17 protein-coding genes and 1 tRNA gene are annotated in these 19669 nt (G+C 51.5%); 7 read left to right on the forward strand and 11 right to left on the reverse strand.

What is annotated here, in order from left to right; genetic code table 11:
• Nucleotides 1–6 precede the first annotated feature (6 nt).
• From ACFX4U_RS22525 to ACFX4U_RS22535, 3 genes are all read right to left on the reverse strand, one after another.
• Nucleotides 7–1032, reverse strand: a complete 1026-nt coding sequence (locus tag ACFX4U_RS22525; RefSeq protein WP_047611322.1) for an ABC transporter permease — start codon at nt 1030–1032, stop codon at nt 7–9.
• The gene (gene xylB / locus ACFX4U_RS22530; protein ID WP_129991137.1) at nt 1029–2477 is read right to left on the reverse strand and encodes a xylulokinase; all 1449 of its coding nucleotides are present in this window, start codon (nt 2475–2477) and stop codon (nt 1029–1031) included. The genes ACFX4U_RS22525 and xylB overlap by 4 nt, the downstream gene beginning before the upstream one ends.
• A gap of 601 nt (nt 2478–3078) precedes the next feature.
• Nucleotides 3079–3999, reverse strand: coding sequence for a LysR family transcriptional regulator (locus ACFX4U_RS22535; protein WP_129991136.1), 921 nt, complete (start codon nt 3997–3999; stop codon nt 3079–3081).
• Nucleotides 4000–4140: 141 nt separating this feature from the next.
• Between ACFX4U_RS22535 and ACFX4U_RS22540 the strand changes: the two genes are divergently transcribed.
• The 4 genes from ACFX4U_RS22540 (at nt 4141) to ACFX4U_RS22555 (ending at nt 6945) form a co-directional block, all read left to right on the forward strand.
• Nucleotides 4141–4530: a RidA family protein gene (locus ACFX4U_RS22540; RefSeq protein ID WP_015697037.1), complete on the forward strand. Its 390-nt coding sequence runs from the start codon at nt 4141–4143 to the stop codon at nt 4528–4530.
• Nucleotides 4531–4679: 149 nt separating this feature from the next.
• Nucleotides 4680–5639, forward strand: coding sequence for a zinc-binding alcohol dehydrogenase family protein (locus ACFX4U_RS22545; protein ID WP_129991135.1), 960 nt, complete (start codon nt 4680–4682; stop codon nt 5637–5639).
• 160 nt (nt 5640–5799) lie between these two features.
• Nucleotides 5800–6588 carry a phosphotransferase gene (locus ACFX4U_RS22550; RefSeq protein ID WP_112198283.1) on the forward strand — a complete coding sequence of 263 codons (789 nt, stop codon included), beginning with the start codon at nt 5800–5802 and terminating at the stop codon, nt 6586–6588.
• Nucleotides 6589–6741: 153 nt separating this feature from the next.
• Nucleotides 6742–6945 carry a DUF6434 domain-containing protein gene (locus ACFX4U_RS22555; protein ID WP_112198305.1) on the forward strand — a complete coding sequence of 68 codons (204 nt, stop codon included), beginning with the start codon at nt 6742–6744 and terminating at the stop codon, nt 6943–6945.
• Nucleotides 6946–7088: 143 nt separating this feature from the next.
• Here ACFX4U_RS22555 and ACFX4U_RS22560 read toward each other — a convergent pair whose 3' ends face one another.
• Nucleotides 7089–8006, reverse strand: a complete 918-nt coding sequence (locus tag ACFX4U_RS22560; RefSeq protein ID WP_013199736.1) for an AraC family transcriptional regulator — start codon at nt 8004–8006, stop codon at nt 7089–7091.
• Nucleotides 8007–8104: 98 nt separating this feature from the next.
• Here ACFX4U_RS22560 and ACFX4U_RS22565 point away from each other — a divergent pair, with 98 nt between their 5' ends.
• Nucleotides 8105–9172, forward strand: coding sequence for an aldo/keto reductase (locus ACFX4U_RS22565; RefSeq protein WP_013578385.1), 1068 nt, complete (start codon nt 8105–8107; stop codon nt 9170–9172).
• A 224-nt stretch (nt 9173–9396) separates the two neighbouring features.
• On the opposite strand, the gene ACFX4U_RS22570 is transcribed toward ACFX4U_RS22565, so the two are convergent.
• From ACFX4U_RS22570 to ACFX4U_RS22580, 3 genes are all read right to left on the reverse strand, one after another.
• The gene (locus ACFX4U_RS22570) at nt 9397–10248 is read right to left on the reverse strand and encodes an SMP-30/gluconolactonase/LRE family protein (RefSeq protein WP_015697042.1); all 852 of its coding nucleotides are present in this window, start codon (nt 10246–10248) and stop codon (nt 9397–9399) included.
• An 87-nt stretch (nt 10249–10335) separates the two neighbouring features.
• Nucleotides 10336–10809, reverse strand: coding sequence for a DMT family transporter (locus ACFX4U_RS22575; RefSeq protein ID WP_015697043.1), 474 nt, complete (start codon nt 10807–10809; stop codon nt 10336–10338).
• 14 nt (nt 10810–10823) lie between these two features.
• Nucleotides 10824–12221: an amidohydrolase family protein gene (locus ACFX4U_RS22580; protein ID WP_129991134.1), complete on the reverse strand. Its 1398-nt coding sequence runs from the start codon at nt 12219–12221 to the stop codon at nt 10824–10826.
• Between the two features lie 130 nt (nt 12222–12351).
• Here ACFX4U_RS22580 and ACFX4U_RS22585 point away from each other — a divergent pair, with 130 nt between their 5' ends.
• Nucleotides 12352–13269, forward strand: coding sequence for a LysR family transcriptional regulator (locus tag ACFX4U_RS22585; RefSeq protein WP_015697045.1), 918 nt, complete (start codon nt 12352–12354; stop codon nt 13267–13269).
• Nucleotides 13270–13362: 93 nt separating this feature from the next.
• Here ACFX4U_RS22585 and ACFX4U_RS22590 read toward each other — a convergent pair whose 3' ends face one another.
• Complete coding sequence (locus tag ACFX4U_RS22590) at nt 13363–14553, reverse strand: MFS transporter (RefSeq protein WP_119261557.1); 1191 nt, start codon at nt 14551–14553, stop codon at nt 13363–13365.
• 87 nt (nt 14554–14640) lie between these two features.
• Here ACFX4U_RS22590 and ACFX4U_RS22595 point away from each other — a divergent pair, with 87 nt between their 5' ends.
• A complete protein-coding gene (locus ACFX4U_RS22595; protein WP_015697047.1) occupies nt 14641–15435 on the forward strand; it encodes a helix-turn-helix domain-containing protein in 795 nt (264 codons plus the stop codon).
• Between the two features lie 212 nt (nt 15436–15647).
• Here ACFX4U_RS22595 and ACFX4U_RS22600 read toward each other — a convergent pair whose 3' ends face one another.
• From ACFX4U_RS22600 to ACFX4U_RS22610, 3 genes are all read right to left on the reverse strand, one after another.
• A complete protein-coding gene (locus ACFX4U_RS22600; RefSeq protein WP_209635782.1) occupies nt 15648–17657 on the reverse strand; it encodes an AAA family ATPase in 2010 nt (669 codons plus the stop codon).
• Between the two features lie 460 nt (nt 17658–18117).
• Nucleotides 18118–19386 carry an integrase arm-type DNA-binding domain-containing protein gene (locus tag ACFX4U_RS22605; RefSeq protein WP_129991912.1) on the reverse strand — a complete coding sequence of 423 codons (1269 nt, stop codon included), beginning with the start codon at nt 19384–19386 and terminating at the stop codon, nt 18118–18120.
• 161 nt (nt 19387–19547) lie between these two features.
• Nucleotides 19548–19623: transfer RNA gene (locus ACFX4U_RS22610), tRNA-Asn, on the reverse strand.
• Nucleotides 19624–19669: the final 46 nt, after the last annotated feature.

The raw sequence follows: 19669 nt of genomic DNA on the forward strand, positions 1-19669 counted from the left end.
GAAGCGTTATTGTTGTGTTTTGCGTGACTTCCTGACTTTGAGCCAGGGGATCACGATTTTTTTCGAGGTACGTAAGGTATCGAAGGTGACGCCGAACAGGATGATCAGGCCGATGACCAGCGGCTGCCAGTAGGCACTGACGTTCAGTACGTTCATCAGATTCGATATTGAGGCAATAAGCATGGCGCCAATCATCGCGCCGATAAGGCTGCCGGTGCCGCCAAACAGACTGACGCCACCGACCACCGCACCCGCGATTGAGAAGAACAGTTCGTCACCACGGCCCGCCGTCGGATAGCCTGTCATCAGACGCGATCCATAAATCAGGCCGCCGCATGCCGCACAAAGCCCGGAAATGGCATACACCAACAGGGTGATGCGTGGAATGCTGATCCCCGATAAGCGTGCAGCATCTGCGTTACCGCCTACCGCATAGATGTGAGTCCCGGTGATGGTGCGGCGCAGGAAGATGACACCAATAACAATGGCCAGCAGCAGCGCTATGACAGGGAACGGAATACCCAGCGGTTTTGACTGACCGATGAGGCTGTAACCAATTTGCGTCACGCGTATCGATTCGGCGCCGGTGATAATTTGTGGTATGGATGCCGCAACCCCCATCATCGCAAAAGTGACAATGAATGGCGGCACGCCGGTGCGTTCGATTATCAGACCATTTACCAGACCACTCAGCGCACCCACCGCCAACACGATGGGTACGGCAAGCTGCCACGGAATGCCAAATTTCTCCATCAGCAACGCCGCAACCACGCAGGTCATCGCCACGATGGAGCCGCAGGAAAGGTCGATACCCCCGGTCAGCAGGACAAAGGATTGTCCCAGGCAAAGGAAGCCGATGACCGCGCCGTTCAGAAGCAGCACCATCATGTTCGAAACAGTCAGGAAGTTAGGCGTGGCGATAAACCCGCCCAGCATGACCAGTAAGAAAACCACGGCGATACCCGCTTCTGCAGGGACTTTGAGCGGCTGCTTAGGCGGTTTGATTTTGGCAGGGGTAGTCATTGAACTCATTGCAGCTCTCCTGATAATGCATTGGCATAGGTAACGTAAGCGTCCAGGACATGGCGCGCATCTTGTTGTGGCCCGGCCACTTTCTCAAGCGGCACACTCCAGCGATCGGCCATTTCAATATTTGTGCATCCCAGCACGGCAGCGGCAGCCTGAATGGCTGCACCCGCGGCTGCCGTTTCACCCACCGGAGAAATCCATACGGGCCTGCCCGTCAGGTCAGCCAGAATCTGACGATAGGCGCGCGACTTTGCGCCACCGCCGGTGACAACAATGCGACCGTCGTCAGTGAAACCGTGTTGTTTCAGTACCAGACCGCCCGCCAGCAGGCCGCACAGCACGCCTTCCACGGTGGCGCGTGCCATATCCTGCATCGTTGTGGTGGTACGTAATCCGCGCATGTGTCCCGTGGCGTCAGGAAGGTTGGGCGTGCGCTCGCCGTCCAACCACGGAACAAGCTGAAGACCGTTGGCGCCGGGTGGTGAACTCAGCGCGAGCTCGTCGAATTCGTCAGGGGTAACGCGCAGCATTTTGCGAAACATATCGGTGACTTTGGCGGAGTTCAGTGTAGTAATCATGGGGATAAAGCGATCGGCCGCATCGGCATAACCGTTGATGGTGCCGGTGCTGTCGGTAATCCCCTTATTGGTGATGCCATACAACGTACCGCTGGTCCCGATAGAGATACCGGTATCACCGGTTTTCAGGTTCATCCCTAACGCGGCGGACATGTTATCGCCGGTCCCGACACCCACGATTGCACCCGCCAGTTCCTCCAGCTCAGGCATCAACTTCACCACGCCTGCAGGTTGATGCGACGGGATGATAGTGGGCCAGCGGGAAATCCAGTCAATTTGACTGTTAACCACCGCTGCCAGCTGTGGTTCCCAGCTATTGGTGAAGGGGTTGAAGTAACCCGTACCGGATGCCCCGCCGCGCTCGCACACAAAGCTACCGCTCAGACGGTAAACCAGATAATCAAACGGCAGCATGATGCGGTGGGCTTTTTCCAGCAGCCCCGGATAATTTTGTTCTGTCCAGGCCAGTTTAGAAATGGTCATTGCCGGCCCCGGAACGGAACCCGTCAGGCGTGCCCATTCTTCCGGAGCAATCTTCTCGCACAATTCACGCGCCTGCGGCGCAGACTCCGTGTCATTCCACAGCTTCGCAGGACGCAGCGGGCGATCGTGATTATCAAGCATGACGAGGCCGTGCCCCTGGCCACCGACAGCCAGACCTGCAATACGTGGCCACCATTGTTTTAATTCAGTGAGCGCGGAGACTAAAGCATCCCACCAGGCTTGCGGATCCTGCTCGCTACACGGCGGCGTGGTCGGTGGGTGCAACTTACGAGCCTGTGCGATCACCTTGCCATTTTCAAGACTACGCAGCATGACGGTGCAAGACTGGGTGGAGGAATCTATACCCGCTACAAGGTCCTGTTTCATAGAACTACCTCTGAACTATCGTTAAGAAATGACAGAGCTGAAAGTGATAACTGAACGACAAACAAACGGGTTTATGGTTTTAGATACTCAGCTTTTTGCTCATATGATCAGTTTTGTTTGCTCGTTTGTAAGATATAGACAATACCCACGGCAAAACATTCGTCAATTGTCGTGTTAAGGGAACGTTACACAGCTCTCACTTTTAGTTTCACCTGACAGCTCTGACGGTTTGTTCATTTGATCAGTGGAAAAACCTTAATTTTTTGCAGTAGGGTAGAAATTAGCGCTGAGAGTCATCTTCTGTTCGGTGTTTAAGATTGTTTATTTTGGCGAGGGCAGTGATGTGAAGAGGTTTTATTTGCAAATAATCAGGTGAGATGAACGTGCCGGGGATGTGGTACAGAAAGCTCATAATAAATCGTCTCAATGTTGAAGAGACGGTTAATCTCGGAGACTTTAAAGGGTTTATCAGAAGGCCTGAGACTGCTCATTTATTTATCATCCGGAGACATTGGGTAGTCACGCCATCATCGAACCGCAAATGCCACCCGGTCTGAGCACCAATCGACGCTGATGAGCGAATCAGGGGGCTGGCACGTACTTACTTATTGTTGGAGTTGGGAACATGCTGCTGCATCAATTCAACGATCCAATCAATAAAAACTCGCAGTCTGGCGCTGACATGGCGGTTTGGCGGAAATGCCAGGTACAGGGGCATTGGATTAATACGCCAGTGTTCAAATAGCGGGATCAGGGAGCCACAAGCCTGATGTGCTGCCGCCATATAGACTGGCAGCGCAATCACGCCTAACCCGGCCAGCCCAGCTTCGAGGTAAGCATTGCCATCATCCACTGCAAGCACATAACTGCTCTTGATTTCAATACGTTCACTCTCACAGTGCAGTACCAGAGAATCAATCTTGCCGGTGCGTGAGGACAAGAATCCCACTATGCGATGGTCAGTGTTTTCCAGCTCTTGCGGGTGCGCAGGGGCGCCAAGGCGTTCCACATAACTGGGGGCGACGTAGACGCCGATTTGCAAATCGCCGACATGACGGGCGATCAGGGACTGGTCGTTGATTTCGCCACCGCGCAGGACGCAATCCACATTGTCGCCGATCAGATCCACCACCCGGTCACTCACGCCCATGTCGAACTGGATATCAGGGTAGCGCGCGTGGAAAGCCGGTAACGCCGGCACCAGCACAAGGCGGGCCAGCGGACTGGGCACATCCACCCGTAGCCGTCCTCCGGGCGTAATCGCCGTCCTTGACAGGCTGTTTTCAGCATCATCCATGTCCGCCAGCAGGCGAAGGACGCGCTCGTAGTACGCCGCTCCATCAGGAGTGACACCAAGCTTGCGGGTGGTGCGATGGAGTAACCTGACGCGCAGCCGCGCTTCCAGCTGCTGAATGAGTTGTGTCACCGTGGTTTTGCTCATATGAAGTGTTTGGGCAGCCTTTGTGAAGCTACCTGCCTCCACCACACGAGCAAAGGCGCGCATCGCATCGAAACGATCCATTCCTTACCCTCTCTTTTCACCGATTGTTTGGATTTTACAAACAATGATGAACAAAGTCGCTTGTTTATCCACCCGATCTGGCACCTGTAAAGTGTCTTTATATTCATTGGGCAGATTTCGCCCCATTGCAAAGGTACAAACATGACAACACGTGAAGCAGTTTTTCCCTTCGGGCGACAGGCGCTCTATGAGCGCAACCGGTATTCACCGGCCATCAAATCTAACGGCTTCTTGTTTGTTTCGGGGCAGGTGGGTAGCCGGGAGGACGGTTCGCCTGAACAGGATCTTAAAGAGCAGATCAGGCTGGCATTCGATAACCTTAATGCTGTTCTCACGGCTGCGGGCTGCACGTTCGGAGACGTGGTTGACGTTACCCTCTTTGTCGTCGATCCCGAGTCAAACCTCGACGCTATCTGGAGTATCCTGCCAGAATATTGGGGGGAAGCGCCTTACCCTACGTTGACCGGGATCGGCGTGACGTGGCTTTACGGATTCAAGTTCGAGATTAAGGTGATTGCCAGGCTGCCCTGAGCGTTACGGGTCTTTCCGCCCGTCGAAAATTCAACAGGGCAGCCCGCGCAGCCTGCAGAGGCAACAGAGAGATTTCTGACGTGCTATAGGCCGGACCGGGATGGTTTGCCGGACCGGTCCGGATTGACTGATGAGGCAGAGGAAAATTTATGAAAGCAGCGGTTTATGATGTGGAAGGCGCTCCCGGCGTCCTGAAATATGTCGATATCCCGGATCCGGTCACAGGGCCTGACGACATCCTGATTTCTGTCGAGGCTATCTCGATTGAAGGTGGGGATCTGATCAACCGCCGTTCAACTCCGCCGCCTCATCCTTTATGGATCGTCGGCTACGCGGCCGCGGGCACAGTTATTGCAGTCGGATCGAAAGTCAGTAGCCGTAAGGTTGGGGACAGAGTCGCCGCTTTTAACATACAGGGATCACATGCGGAACGTTGGGCTGTGCCTGCGGAACGAACCTGGCTGATACCCGACGGGGTGGATACGGCAGAAGCGGCGGTGTTACCGATTTCTTTTGGAACCGCGCATCATTGCCTTTTCACACGAGGCATGCTCCGGCACGGGGAAACCGTCCTTATTCAGGCAGCAGCGGGTGGCGTGGGGCTCGCGGCCGTTCAGCTTGCCTCACAAGCAGGCGCGACGGTCATCGCCGTGGCAAGCGGGACGCAGCGAAGAAGCCGGTTGCTTGAACTTGGTGCCCATCATGTCGTGGATCGTGCAGAGAATAACGTCGTGGACAGTGTCCGACAGTACACCCATGGCACCGGTGTTGACCTCGTCGTCGATCCGGTGGGGACGACGTTACCTGCTTCGCTTGCTGCACTCGCTCCGCAAGGACGTCTCGTCTTCGTCGGTAATGCGGGCGGTGGCAGCCTGACTGTCGACTTGTGGCCGCCAATGCAGTCTAACCAGACACTCATGGGGGTATTTATGGGACCCCTTTTTGAAAAGCCCGGAGTTCGGGCAAGTGTGGACGACATGTTGCAGGCTCTAGCCGCAGGGCGCATCAGGGTTGTCATTGACCGCATCTTCCCCCTGGCCAGCGCTGCTGCGGCCCACGAATTCGCCGAGACAGCGAAACCGCTTGGCCGCATCGTTATGAAGCCATGAGGCGCGTTTGACCAGTATGAGTGCGCTGGGCTAATTACTGGGTTCTGGTATCAAGGCTAAGTTCAGATGTCAGGGGTAGGGCAAAGCTGAAATGCCCGCTCTGTGCCAAAGCAGACATTGCTAGCTCTACACTGCATTAATTATTGGGGAACATGTCAGCATGGCTGTTGATAATATATCCAGAATGGGTATCGCCAAAGTGGCACTTTTGATGGATGAATCAGGTCATCAGGTAGTCGAGAAATGTCCTGTCAGTAATGTTGAGTATAGTTTTTATCAACATGCAGCAAAGAGCCTCGCTAAGGTAGACATTGCCACCCCAAAGCTCTTGTACGCCGATCCATCCTTAAGCAAGCTGAGACTGGAATATATCCCACATAAAGTTGGTCAGGACGAAGTTGCAGGAGATGAAGTTTTGTCATTTCTGTCTCGCTTGCATTGCTATCCATCTGACCCTTCGTGGGTTTATCACAATCACACTTGGTCAGAATCAGCGCTCGAAAAATCGCTCAATCTTTTGGCATTACCTGGCAGATCAGCACAACAGTTACGGCATTTCCAGCAGGCAAGTGATGCTCTGTTTAGTGGTCAGTGCTTAATTTCAGGTGATAGTAATGCCGGTAATTGGGGAAAAAGGGATGACGGTGATTTAGTTCTTTTCGACTGGGAGAGGTTCAGCATTGGAAGCCCAGCAATTGACCTTGCCCCCCTAATAAAGGGAATGGGCTCTATACAAAAATTTACCGATTTTTCAGAACGCTATAACTGTATATCTCGCCATTCTAAGCCTAATGATTTGGCTAAAGAAATTGCAATTGCCAAAGCATGGATTGTTACCGAGGTAGTGGTACTGCTTAATGAACGGCAGAAAAGTGATTTTCATTTATATCTCAACTGGTACAAAGAAAATCTTCCCGCTTGGTTAGATTACACTGTAAAAATGCTTTGATGTTCTCAAAACCACAGATCTACCATTGATGTGGATTCAAGTATGAATAGCGATGTCCGCTCCTCGCTCTTAACAAGCAATGAATTCGACGTTTAGACAATTTCGGGTATGAAACGAATGCTAAAAAATGAGTCATTACAGGGGGATTGTAAATTGAAAATAGATTGGCATAGCTCATTGCTTACACGTGCTACGAATGTTGATAAAAACTACAAAAACACTCAAAACGTCCGTCGTTTCATGATTAAGGAGTGTGGGGACGACTTTCGATTTAATCGAGAATTTATGGCCTGGATACGTAATGATGTTCCAAAAAATTTAGGTGATGTAGTCGATGAGTGGAAACGCAGACAGTAATTGCAGGTCTGCATTTCGCTCATAGGTGCCCTGTTCCTGTTTGGCCGTTGTGTGCCAGAAGCGGACGTTGTATCTTTGCACGCTGCGATAACTTTTTGATAATTTTGCAAACGCATTAAAAAGACAATTATCAGAGTGGCCTCTTAAGTGTTCTTATGCAGATTGCGGTAGCCTCCTGGCGTTCTTCCGGTATGACGTTTGAATGCCAGCGAAAAAGAGGGAACAGATTTATATCCGGTTAATCTTGCTATCTCACTAATACTTAAGTGATGTTTCCTGAGTTCAGCGCATGCCAGCTCCATTCGCCATGACGTCAGATAATTCCCGGGCGTTGAACCGGTAAGCTGGTGAAACCGACTAGCGAACGCACTGCGGGACATGGCTGATTTAGCAGACAGACTTGCCAGCGTCCAGTCTGCAGATGGAGAAGAATGTATCAGTGACAGTGCGGTTCCTATTTTCCTGTCACCGAGCGCTTTCAGCCAGGATGTCCCTTTCTGATTACCCTCTAAGTATTCCCTCAGCATCTGCACCAGAACAAGTATTGCCATGCTACTGGCCACAATGTCGTGTCCGGGACGAAGCGCTGATGTTTCATGCGAAAGCAAAGTGATAAGGGCGGTGAGTGCAGGAGAAGAACTTTCCTCTCGTCGTGAAACCAGAACCGGAGGCAGATGTTTTAAAAGCAGCGGGCTGGAAGCCTCCTCAAATACGAATCTTCCCCCAATCCCCTCACTGATAAGTTCTCCCTGGCCGTAGCGGACCACGCCATCCGCTTCACGGTGAGAAGAGAATATCTGCCGTCCGTCACTCACCATCAATGCCGGACTTGAGCCACAGCAGTAAGCGTCACCCGAGGTCAGAAGATAGAAGTCCCCTTTTTCAAGCAGCAGAGGCTGCATTCCGACCATCCAGAGCCAGAAGTTCCCCTCAAGCACAGTGCCGAACTTAATGTGTTTATAAGAGGGAAACCGCATTGCCCAGGGGCCACGTGCTTCCATACGGGCCGTAAGAATGGCCTCTACCTTCAGGAGTGAAAGAATATCAGACAGCGGATCCATAACATCCTGGACGAATGAATAATAAAAAAGGGATTTCTATAATAAAAGAAAGCTTTTATCTGCGTCATTATCATTTGGAGCTTAACGGAGAAAACCAAATGAAATACGCAGAACTGGGTAAAACAGGGGTTTATGTTTCACGCATTTGTCTCGGGACGATGACATTTGGCGGGGCGGATAATGCCGCCGGTAATGCCATCGGCCGTCTGACGGGCAAAGAGGCGGATATTATCGTTGGTGAGGCGCTGGACGCCGGCATCAATTTTATTGATACCGCCGATGTCTATGGTTCGGGGGGCTCTGAAAGCGTGCTGGGCGAAGTGCTGGCGCAGCGCCGCGGTCAGGTTTTCCTTGCAACAAAAGCGCACAGCAGAATGAATGCGGGCCCAAATGATGCAGGCCAGTCGCGCTATCACTTGATGCAGGCGCTTGAAGCCAGCCTGCGGCGGCTTAAAACCGATCACATTGACTTATATCAGGTTCACAACTTTGATGCTGCAACGCCGCCTGAAGAGGTTTTACGGACACTGGATGATATGGTGCGACAGGGTAAGGTCAGGTATATCGGCTGTTCGAATTATGCGGGCTGGCAGCTTGCCAAAGCCCTGGGTGTCTCGGCTGAACATAAGCTTGAGAAATTTGTCAGCGTACAGTCTTTTTATTCGCTGGCCTGCCGCGACATTGAGCATGAACTCCTGCCGGCAATCAAGGACAGCCACAGCGGACTTCTGTGCTGGAGTCCACTGGCAGGCGGGCTGCTTTCAGGCAAGTTTGATCGCAGCGGCAATCATGACGCTTCGGGCAGGCGCGCGAAGATCGAATTTCCACCCGTCGACAAGAACCAGGCATGGGATATCGTGGATGTGCTCAGAGCAGTTTCTGAAAAACACAACACCACACCAGCCTGCATTGCGCTCGCCTGGCTGCTTTCGTCACCGCAGGTGACCAGCGTTATAGCGGGCGTGCGTAATGTGGAGCAACTCAGGGGCAACCTCTGCGCACTGTCTGTTGAGCTCAGTGAAGAAGAAAAAGGAATGCTCGATGAGGTCAGTCATCCAGGGATTCGTTATCCGGGCTGGATACAGTCATATAATGCCGCGAGTCGTTTCCCTGCGGGCTTTACCGATACCGGACCCAGTTGGGTGCTGGGCGAGTCACCCGTCTGAAATAAAATATATATGGGATGTCCGGTTCGTATTTAGGCCGAAAAGGGCTGGTACAAAATAAATGCCAGTAGAAGCTGAATATCTCAGTGTCAAAGATCCGCTGCTCGCTCGAAGCAGCCTGATGGGCTTCACCTACAGCAGTTTGGTGCCAGAAGCGGACATTACTGGCAGACTGAAGCAGATAAAGTCCTGCCCGCATGCGGCAATTAGAGCTCTCACATTGTTTATGCTGCAAACCGGCTTTCTGGTAAACCGGCAAAGACTGCAGATTCGGCCTTCAGTAAAGCACCGTCATAAATTGATGGCGCAGAAAGCCCCACAGAAGCAGTGGTGCAGTAGAGGTTGGTGAAGCCCTCACCGGCCAGTATCGGACAGGTGCTCTGGATACCAGGGGATGGCAGGATAGTGTCTGTGGTCCCATCCGGACTGTAACGAACAATACGATTCCCTCCCCATTCAGCATTCCATAAATAGCCCATCGCATCCACGCAGGAGCCGTCAGGTGCACCATTGCCTGCTGTTTCGGTGAACACGCGCGGGTTCTCCAGAGATGGATAATCGCAGCAGAATATTTTGCCCTGCATCGAGTCGCTGTAATAGATCGTGCAGCCATCGGGGCTGAAACAGATGCTGTTCGGGATGGCGACCTCGGGCAGCGCAAGCGTTTCAACAGTCAGCGTTGCAGCATTTAGTCGGTGAAACTTACCGATGACTTTTACGGGATAACCTTCATCCATAGTCCCAAAGACAAAATTACCGGCACGGTCGCACCGTCCGTCACCTGTGCGGGTGCCTGTTTCTCCCGGTGAGGCTGCCACCGTTGTAAGAATACCGGTGTTGAGATCATAGAAAGCCAGCCTGGACGCGAGTCCCATCAGCAGAATGTGACTCTTTTCGGTCAGGGCAAAGGATCCAAGGCGTTCTGGCAGCGACCAGCGCATCACAGCGTCATCGCCTTCTTCTAAGGCGAGTAGTTCACTGCATTCAATGTCAGTCCAATAGAGTCTGCATGTTCTTTCACACCACAGGGGGCACTCTCCCAGCGTATTCCTGACATCAGCTGCAATTGAAAACATGTTAATCCTCCGGATAAATAAAGGTCGTACTGCACATTGAGCGTGACTCACCCGCGTCTGCGCTGTGGTAAACGTGGGTAAACGCAGTTACTGCAGATAACGCGCAGAAAGTCGATCGCTGAAAAGCATGACGGCAAGTCCGATCAGCATAACCAGCATTCCCCCCAGCCTGAGTAACGAAACCGGACGCCGCACAGCGCCCAACAAGCCAAAATGATCAATCATCTGCGAGGAAAGTAACTGTCCGACAATCGCCAGCCCGAGCAGAGCTGAAAACCCAATTTTCGGCGCAAGCACGACATAGCTGAACAGTGCACATGCACCTATCATTCCGCCCGCCAGACTCCAGAGGGGTTGCGACGGGATCGCCGCTAGCGATGTCATCAACCCACCCCGCAGCAGCGCGTAAATCCCTAGACTGAACGCGCCCGCCGTAAATGAAAACAGCGCCGCAGTGACCGGGTCGCCGCCCAGTCCCTTTGCCAGCTGGCTGTTCAGGGTCGTCTGCAGGGTGATCCCCAGACCTGCGGCAAAAGCGATTACGTAATAGGTCATGCCCATGCTTTTCATCCTGGTCAGTCGGCCTGCACCAGCGGCAGGAAGGTGTCAGCAAAAATGTCAGGCTGGTAGCCAGAGGCTGCAAAAAGGTGCTCACGCGACTCATCAATCGCCGCACGTAGTCGCGCGCTGTCTACGCCCAGCACCTTACCGTTCTGTTTAACGATGCGTCCGCCGATCATGACGGTGTCGATGTTGCTGCGCTCGGCGGCATGAACCACCGTGCCAAAGGCATTGCCGGACGGGTAAAGATTGAGATCACTGACGCTAATCAGCACCAGGTCGGCTTGTTTGCCTGGCGTCAGGCTGCCAACTTTGTCCTGCAGCCCTGCACAGGCAGCGCCATCAAGAGTCGCGGCTTTAAGGAGTTGCGCCGCCGGAAGCGTTTTCAGCGCATGTTCAGAATCGCAGCACTGCTGCTGATGCATGCCCATCACGCGCTGCAGGTAAAAGGCGACGCGCATCTCCATAAACATATCGGTGCTGTACGACGTTTCATTGTCTACGCTCAGGCCAGGGTTGATGCCATGACGCTGCGCGGCCTCAATGGCGAACATCCCGCTTTCGATGCCATAGTGCGAATCTGAGCGCGGGCAGACGTTCACCCGGACACCGGCCTCCCGCAGAATTTCCCATCCCCTGTCGGGCAGCGCCGTGCAGTGATTGAAAATATTGTCCGGACCCAGAAGCCCCTGCTGATGCAGCGACTCAAGTTCAGACCCCATCTCAGCGCCAAAGAACTCAGTGACAATCGACAGTCCCAGCCGGCGGGCTTCGGCCCACAACTCCGGCTCCAGCTGGGCCATGACGGCGAGAGAGACCAGGCTTTCAGGGTTGTCGGTGAAATACTTATCCTGCAGACGCTGCCAGTTTCCCGGCCAGTGCGCTTTATCCCATTCGCCAGCTACCGGTGCGCCGGAAGCATGAATGGCACGAATGCCGGTATCAAGCAGGGCCTCGACGGCGGCATCGGAATGCGCTGCGGTTCGGCTGTTGTGCGAGTTATCGATCATTGTGGTGATGCCCGCGTCAATAGCGCCCAGCGCCGTCAGCAGGTTGCCAACATAGATATCGGCAGGACGGTAATATTTAGCGAAGGAGAAGTGCGTGGCGTTGCTGTAGTCGTCCAGGCAGGTGGCGTTTGGGTTAATGCGGCGCAACTGTCCTTCCCATGCGTGACGATGAGAATCGACCATTCCCGGCATGGCGATCATGTTGGTGGCATCAATGACATGCGCACCCGGCACATCAAGGTTCTGGCCGACGGCGGTAATCGTTGAGCCGTTGATGAGAATATCGCCGCGCTCAATGTTACCGACGTTCCCGTCCATGCTCAGTATCGTCGCGCCACGAATCAACGTAGCCTGTGAAGTGACATTCTGATTGTTAACAATATTTCGGATGTATTTGGTCATTAAACCTGCCTCTTTCCTGATTAATGGGGAAACGATACACCACGTTATTAGCCTGAATAAGATGCTTAAAGCGTTTTCATAATTCATAATTCGCGAATAATCAGACTCACTTTTACCCAGGAGCAGGACGATGGATCGGATTCAGGCTATGCAGGTTTTTATAAGGGTTGCTGAAGCCGGAAGCTTTGTGCGCGCGGCAGAGACACTGTCACTGCCAGCTTCCACCGTCACCAGCACGATTAAAAATCTGGAGAAATACCTGCAGGTACGTCTGCTTAACCGGACAACAAGACGGGTCAGCCTCACACCTGAAGGACTGCAGTATCTGGTGCAGTGCCGGGAGATCCTGTCGCTAATTGAACTTAGTGAATCCAGCCTGAGTGATTCCGTCAGGCGACCCCAGGGACGGCTGCGGGTTGATATGCCAGGGGGTATCGCCCACTTCGTCGTCATGCCCAATCTGAAAGAATTTTACCGGCTCTATCCGGATATTTACCTGATGATTGGCGTCAGCGACCGGCAGGTCGATCTTGTTCAGGAAGGGATAGATTGCGTGATCCGAACCGGAGAATTAACCGACTCCACGCTGGTTGCGCGGCCACTTGGCCGGTTTCGCTGGGTGACCTGCGCCTCGCCTGACTATCTCAGGCAATACGGTGTGCCTGAGACGCCGGAAGCGTTGTCGCTGCATCGGGCGATTCATTACTTTTCCGGTTCGGGAAGACGCACTAATGAACTGCGTTTCACACGAGGCACTGAGGCCTTCTCTGTGCCGGTTGAGGGGGATGCAGCCGTTAACGAAACGGGACTCTATATCAGACTGTGCCTTGAGGGTTTTGGGCTGGCGCAGCTTGCTGAGAATGTGATTTCGGAGAATCTGCGGCAAGGCAAACTGGTCGAGGTTCTGGCGGACTGGCAGCCACCTTCCGTGCCGGTGACGATGCTCTATCCGCATCAGCGTTTTCTCTCTCCCGCCGTGCGTGCTTTTGCTGACTGGGTCGGCGAACTTTTCAACGATGTCGCAGGTGAGAAACGGCCTTCCCGGTAAGAGATGGTCTTGAGAGCAAGAGTACGCTTCAGAACGATAATGGACAGCATCCACAGCAGAGGAACCGATCGTTCCCCTGTGGTGCCAGCCAATTCAGCCCGTCTGCTGTACAGGTTCCAGATGCGCATTTCGTCCGGCAGCCATTCCGGTGCAGGCACCTGCGACCGCGATTGCTGCGGTCATCAGTAATGGCAATGTCCAGCCTCCGGACAACTCCTGTACTTTGCCCAGCAGCAGCGGACCCATCGCCGCCATCAGATAACCGACGCTCTGCGCCATGCCTGACAGCGCGGCGGCGTCACCGGCATTTTTGGTACGAAGTCCGATGAAGGTCAGGCCCAGCATCATACTGGCACCCGAGCTGAAGCCGAGAAGAGCAGCCCACAGCATCGCCAGATTCGGCAGGTACATGATGCCGATAAAGGACGCAGCGGTTAACAGGCTGACGCCGGCAGCGGCTGCTTTCTGATCGTTGAGGCGACGCAGCGTGGCGGCCAGAATCAGGCCGGGAATGGCGGTGGTCAGCTGAAGAATGCCGTGTACTTCACCGGCCTGGGCTGAGGAGAGTCCACTGTCCGTTAGAATGGCGGGCAGCCAGCCGACAGCAACATAAAACGGCATCGCATTCAGGCCCATAAACAAGGTGACCTGCCATGCCAGAGGCGAGCGCCAGACCGCGACGGTCGCCGTTGTTTTCTCACCCGCTGCTGGCAACTGATGCTTCATCTTTAACTGGGGCAACCATAAAAGCAACGCAAGCAGCGGTGCAATAACCAACATGGCTAACGCGATGTTCCAGCCCCAGTTCTGCGTCAGAGGAATGACAACGGCTGAACCAATAGCACCAGCCGCGCCCATGGTGATGGAATATGCCCCCGTCACGGAAGCCACGTTGCCAGAAAAGTCGCGTTTGATAAGGCCAGGCAACAGGACATTGCCGAGGGCAATCCCGATACCTATCAATATGGTTCCGCCATAAAGCGCCCAGACACTGCCTGTGGAGCGAAGCAGGATGCCAGCTGAAATCACGGCCAGGGCACCAAAAAGGGTGCGTTCAAGACCGTACTTGTGTGAGATGGATGCGCTCAGCGGTGAAAAGGCGGCAAATGCCAGTAAAGGCAGCGAGTTAAGCAACCCAACGGCAGTAATACTTAGCCCAAAATCATGGCGAATAGACTCTAAAACGGGTGCGATAGCGGTAAAAGGAACACGCAGGTTGATAGCTATAAAAAGGATGCCGGTCACAAGTATGATTGAAGACCACTTGTTCGTAGTGTGGGACATAAATTTTGCTTTCTCTGGTAAAAAGAAAGACTTTAAAGGACGCATGAGTTACAGAATATAGATAACCTGACAACATATAACTAAATCATGCCACTTAATAAAAAACCGGTGACCTCACCGGATGAGTTTAATTCCGATGCTTTCAGTCAGGCTGCTATCGCGCTGCATGTATCATCGTCAGGCGAGTATGCAGGTCAGAGTCCGCACGCTCACCGTAAGGGACAACTTATTATCTCTTTGCGCGGTGCAGTGAGCTGTGAGGTTGAGGATGCGCTGTGGCTTGTTCCACCCGGACATGCTGTCTGGGTTCCGGGTGAAATCCCCCACAGTTGCCGGGTCACGAAGAATGCAGATACCTGCTTTCTGTTTATCGAACCCGGCGCGGCAGCGATGCCGGAAATCTGTTGTACCCTGGCGATGACTTCTCTGGTCCGCGAGCTTGTTCTGTATCTGGCAGAACAGGGACAGGCTTATTCTCCTGACAGTAAAACTGCCAGGCTCGCAGCGGTGCTGCTGGAGCATATTCCGGATGTGCCGGTTGAAGCGCTCCATCTTCCCGTATCCGATCATCCTAAAATCCGGAATATGGCGGAGGCACTTTTTAATGAGCCTGATGATCGGCGAACGTTAAAGCAGTGGGCTGCACATCTGGTCACCAGCGAACGATCGCTGGCCAGGCTGATAAAAGAGGCGACAGGAATGAGCTTTGGTCGCTGGCGTCAGCAACTGCATTTGATGATTGCCCTGAGCCATCTGGCTGAAGGTCAGTCCGTGCAGCGCGTAGCCGGAACGCTGGGATATGATTCGGTCAGCGCATTTATTACGATGTTCAGAAAAGCGCTGGGTAAATCACCGACGCAATATTTTTCGTCTCTAAACTAATGCAAAACAACACAAACCGAATTTTTATAAAGAACCCCAGCGTCCGCTGTTCACTCTCAGCAGACCTTCAGCGTCACGTGTTTGTCTGGTGTGTGCCAGAAGCGGACTGTGCTGACGTCGTTCTATGTTAATTTAGGGTTGCAGCTCATATCCACACAAAGGAATCTATAAAAAACTGGCTCATACCAAGCGAATGAGCCAGTTGAAAATGATCACTTCAGTGCAGCGTTTATCGCATTTATGAGATTCGTGCAGCCTTGGATCTCATTAGCAGATAGATCAGTGAACGAATGATCTCGAGACCATCTTAAGAAAGCCTTAGCTAACTTATATTTGGAAAAATCTTTGCCAATTTCACTTTGGAACAAATTGATAATAGGCTTATCCCCAGCGCTTGCCATCGCCGTGGTTAAATCCCAATTTAGTTCAGATTTGGCTATTCCGATTAATGTATCTCTGAGCAGGTCTTCGATTTCTGCTTTTTCAATTTTAGGAACTGTAAAATCTGATGTTCGAAGGATTCTTTTATTGCTGAGACGGTGAACCAGAATTTCCTGATTTGCTGCTTGATCACCAGCATTATCTGAGTCAAGTAAAGCCGCGACCTTTAGGTTGTGTGAAGTAAGAATTGTCGCGAAATAGACGACCTTGCTTGCTGTGTTGGCTGGTACAAGCGCGATCTTTTCGTGCAAAAATGTTTTTCCGCCATCCTTAAGCAGGCCGGATATGGCTTCGACATACCAATAATCTGTCAAACCTTCTAAAATCAAATTACGCTGGTTGGCAAATAGACTCTGAGCTAAATCATATCCAAGCGCTTCCTGTAGCGGTAACAGCGCTGCAGGATCACTGGAGGAGACTGTTGTGTGTACTTTCGTACCAACAGTCCTATCGGTCAGTTCCACAACTCTCACAATATCGAGTTCATCCGGGCCAACTAGAAATGGTGAATGAGTTGAGTATAAAGTCTGATTGTTATCGGCAAGTAATGAGATAGTTTTTCTAAACTCTCTTTGCTTCAGGGCATGGAGGCTAACTCCTGGCTCATCTAATAGGAGAACTGTGTTCTTATGTTTACCTTTAGCCTCAGCAAAGAACACTATGAAGAACGACACTAGCCACTGAAAACCTTCGGAGCGCTGATCGAGTTCAACCTCAACGCCTATGTTGTCTTCGACAACTACTTTTAGATATTGTCCGTCGGCAGTCAGCTTAAGCCTGCTTGCCTCTGCTTTGTTATCATCAGGGTTCCATACTTTGATTATTTGCTGAGTCAATTCAACACTGGCCGCATTGAGCTCATAGCTACGCTGGTCGAGTCTTTCTCTGAAGCTTTCAAGATCAGTCGAAGTGTGGCTTGGATCGGATGCTTTTCCGAGTTCAGAAAGTTCCTGTGCAGTAAAACCAAGCAATCTGAGCAGACAACTGTTGCCGTAATCATAGGCATCATCATCAAGGCTGTTAGATTCAAGCCGTTTAGCAAGATTTCCTAAATGGATGATAGGCTTAACTCGGAAGTAATTGCTGTAAAGTACAAATACAGGCTTGTTCTTGTCTAGATATTCAAGAAAACTGCAGATAGCAATTGATAAATTCAATTTTGAATCAATTACTTCCCAACGCGTAACCTCTTTCTCATCTTCTTCATCAACAAATGGAAGCTTATCTTCCAGCCACTTTTTTAAAATCGCAGAATCAGTATATAAAGATTTATTTTGTGCCCAGCCATTCGTTATTTTACTAAGGCTTTCTGAATGCGGTTTTGCTTCACCTGCAGCAGACGACCGATCTAAATGAGCAGTCAGTCTTATCAGGTCATTTTTGACGTCATTGTAAGTTGGAGATGTGAAACCTATTAAACCATGACTCGCATTATTGTTTAAATACCGAGTGAAGGTGTAACTGATTGGACTGCCCTTGATTTGCTCTGGTGCATGCTCTAAATCAAACTCTTCAAGTTCAAAGACTGCAGTGACTACTTCCACCTCATTCGGATCCAGGTCCCCTCGGCTGATTTTGGTATATTGAGCTCTTGGGTAGTCGCGTAAGGGTTTGAATTTTTTAGTGCCTACTGGTGGGTTAATTTGTTGAATAGCTTGAAGAATGGCTGTTTTACCTGCTTCATTTGGGCCAACTAGAATTGTTTTAAGCCTTTCAACATCAAACTCACCGGTATCAATGATGCTCCGATAGTTTTGCACTCGAACTTTACTCAAACGCATAGCCAATCCTTTTGAAGTGTGTGTATTAAGTCTTACAGTAAAAAAGTGTTGTACCCGTACTATCAAAAATAAACAGTTGAGACGATTCCTTAAGATGACTGATTAAACTGTTGAGCTCAAGTCGTGATGACACATTGTAAATGTAGTGGACAAGTCAAGCTATTGAAACCGCTGAATAGCTACAGCGTCGGTAGTTATCTTTTAAATTAGTTGCTATGAATATTAATCATATGAATATTAATCATATGTGCCAAGGTCTGCTCCTCGCTCATAACAGGCCTAATACGTTTCCGTGGATAGTTCTGTATGAGAAGCGGACTTCACACTTTCGATTCACGCTGGACAGTCTGGCTGACGATGCTCATAAACGGCTTAACAATTTATCCGAACTGAAACTAGAAAAATGCCGTACCAGTACAGACTGATACGGTTATTTTTGTGGTTTATTTTGTCAGAGTGGTTATCCCATTGTGCAACTGATTTCCTTCCCACAAATATAAGGTGGGGCATACGCTTTCCGGCACATATCCAGATAATCCGACCACCACTGCATCATCGCTTTACGGGCATCGAGATATTCTGCTTTATGGATGTAGGCTGCTCGAACGCTATTGCGTTCCTGGTGACTCATCTGCCGTTCAACCGCATCCTGTGCCCACAGGCCAGACTCCATCAGGGCACTACAGGCCATTGCCCGAAACCCGTGGCCGCAGATTTCATCTTTTGTGTCATAACCCATCAGGCGTAGCGCCTTATTGACCGTGTTTTCGCACATCGGTTTATACGGATTATGATCGCCGGGGAATACCAGTACCTGATGCCCGGATATTTCCCGTATCTGTTTCAGAATAGCAATGGACTGACGGGAGAGTGGAACGATATGTGGAGTGCGCATTTTTGCACCACGCCCGGAGTAGCGGACACCGGGAATGGCCTCGCGAGTGGCAGGAATGGTCCAGATTCTATTTTTGAAATCGATCTCAGACCAACGGGCGAAACGCAGTTCGCTGGAACGGATGAACAGGTGCAGAGTAAGTGATACTGCCAGGCGGGTTAACTCTCGTCCTTGCTGGTAGTCCTCAATACGAATCAAAAGCTCCGGCAGTCGCTCCAGCGGAAGGGCAGGGTAGTGGCGTTTAACGGGAGGGGCGATGATACCGTCCAGATTTGCTGCCGGATTGTGCTCTATCAACTCCTGATGTACGGCATGACGCATGATGTTGCACATATGCTGCCGGGTACGTGCTGCGACTTCCAGCAGACCTTTTTTCTCAATCCCTTTCAGCAGGTCGATAAAATGGCGGGTTTTCAGTTCTGTGACCGGCAGGTGTCCAATTATCGGGAAGATATGGTTGTTCATGCTGGCAAGCAGGCGGGTTGCGTGGTTCTCTGACCAAGTTCGGTTGCTTTTATGCCAGTCCAGTGCCACATACTTGAAAGTTTTTTCTGGTGTGGAAGTGGCTCTTTCAGCGGAGCGCTGTTGTGCTGGATTGATATTTTGCGCGAGGAGTTTACGGATACCGTCACGTTGTTGACGGGCATCAGCCAAAGATACGTCGGGATAGGCACCTAGGCCGAGGCGGGATTCTTTACCATTGATACGATATTTGAGATACCAGAGACGTGAACCGGCTGGATTGACTAAAAGGTACAGGCCATGAGAATCGGAAACTTTGAAAGGTTTAGCGGATGGCTTTAAGCTGCGGATTTTTGTGTCGTTAAGAGACATTTGGGGGTCACTCCGTCATCGAACCAACATGACCCCAAATCTGACCACCAAATTCTCCCGATGCGGAGGGAAAACTAAAAATGCATCGGGAAGACTTTTCACACTAACTCGTTGAATCTAAATCGTATAAAGATTCGTGAAGATGCATGAAAACATAAATTTGGCTCCTCTGACTGGACTCGAACCAGTGACATACGGATTAACAGTCCGCCGTTCTACCGACTGAACTACAGAGGAATCGTGTGAACGGGGCGCATACTACTGGCCCCGTACTTGAGTGTCA

Origin of the sequence: Kosakonia sp. YIM B13588, from assembly GCF_042788165.1 — a bacterium.
Taxonomy (GTDB): domain Bacteria; phylum Pseudomonadota; class Gammaproteobacteria; order Enterobacterales; family Enterobacteriaceae; genus Kosakonia; species Kosakonia sacchari.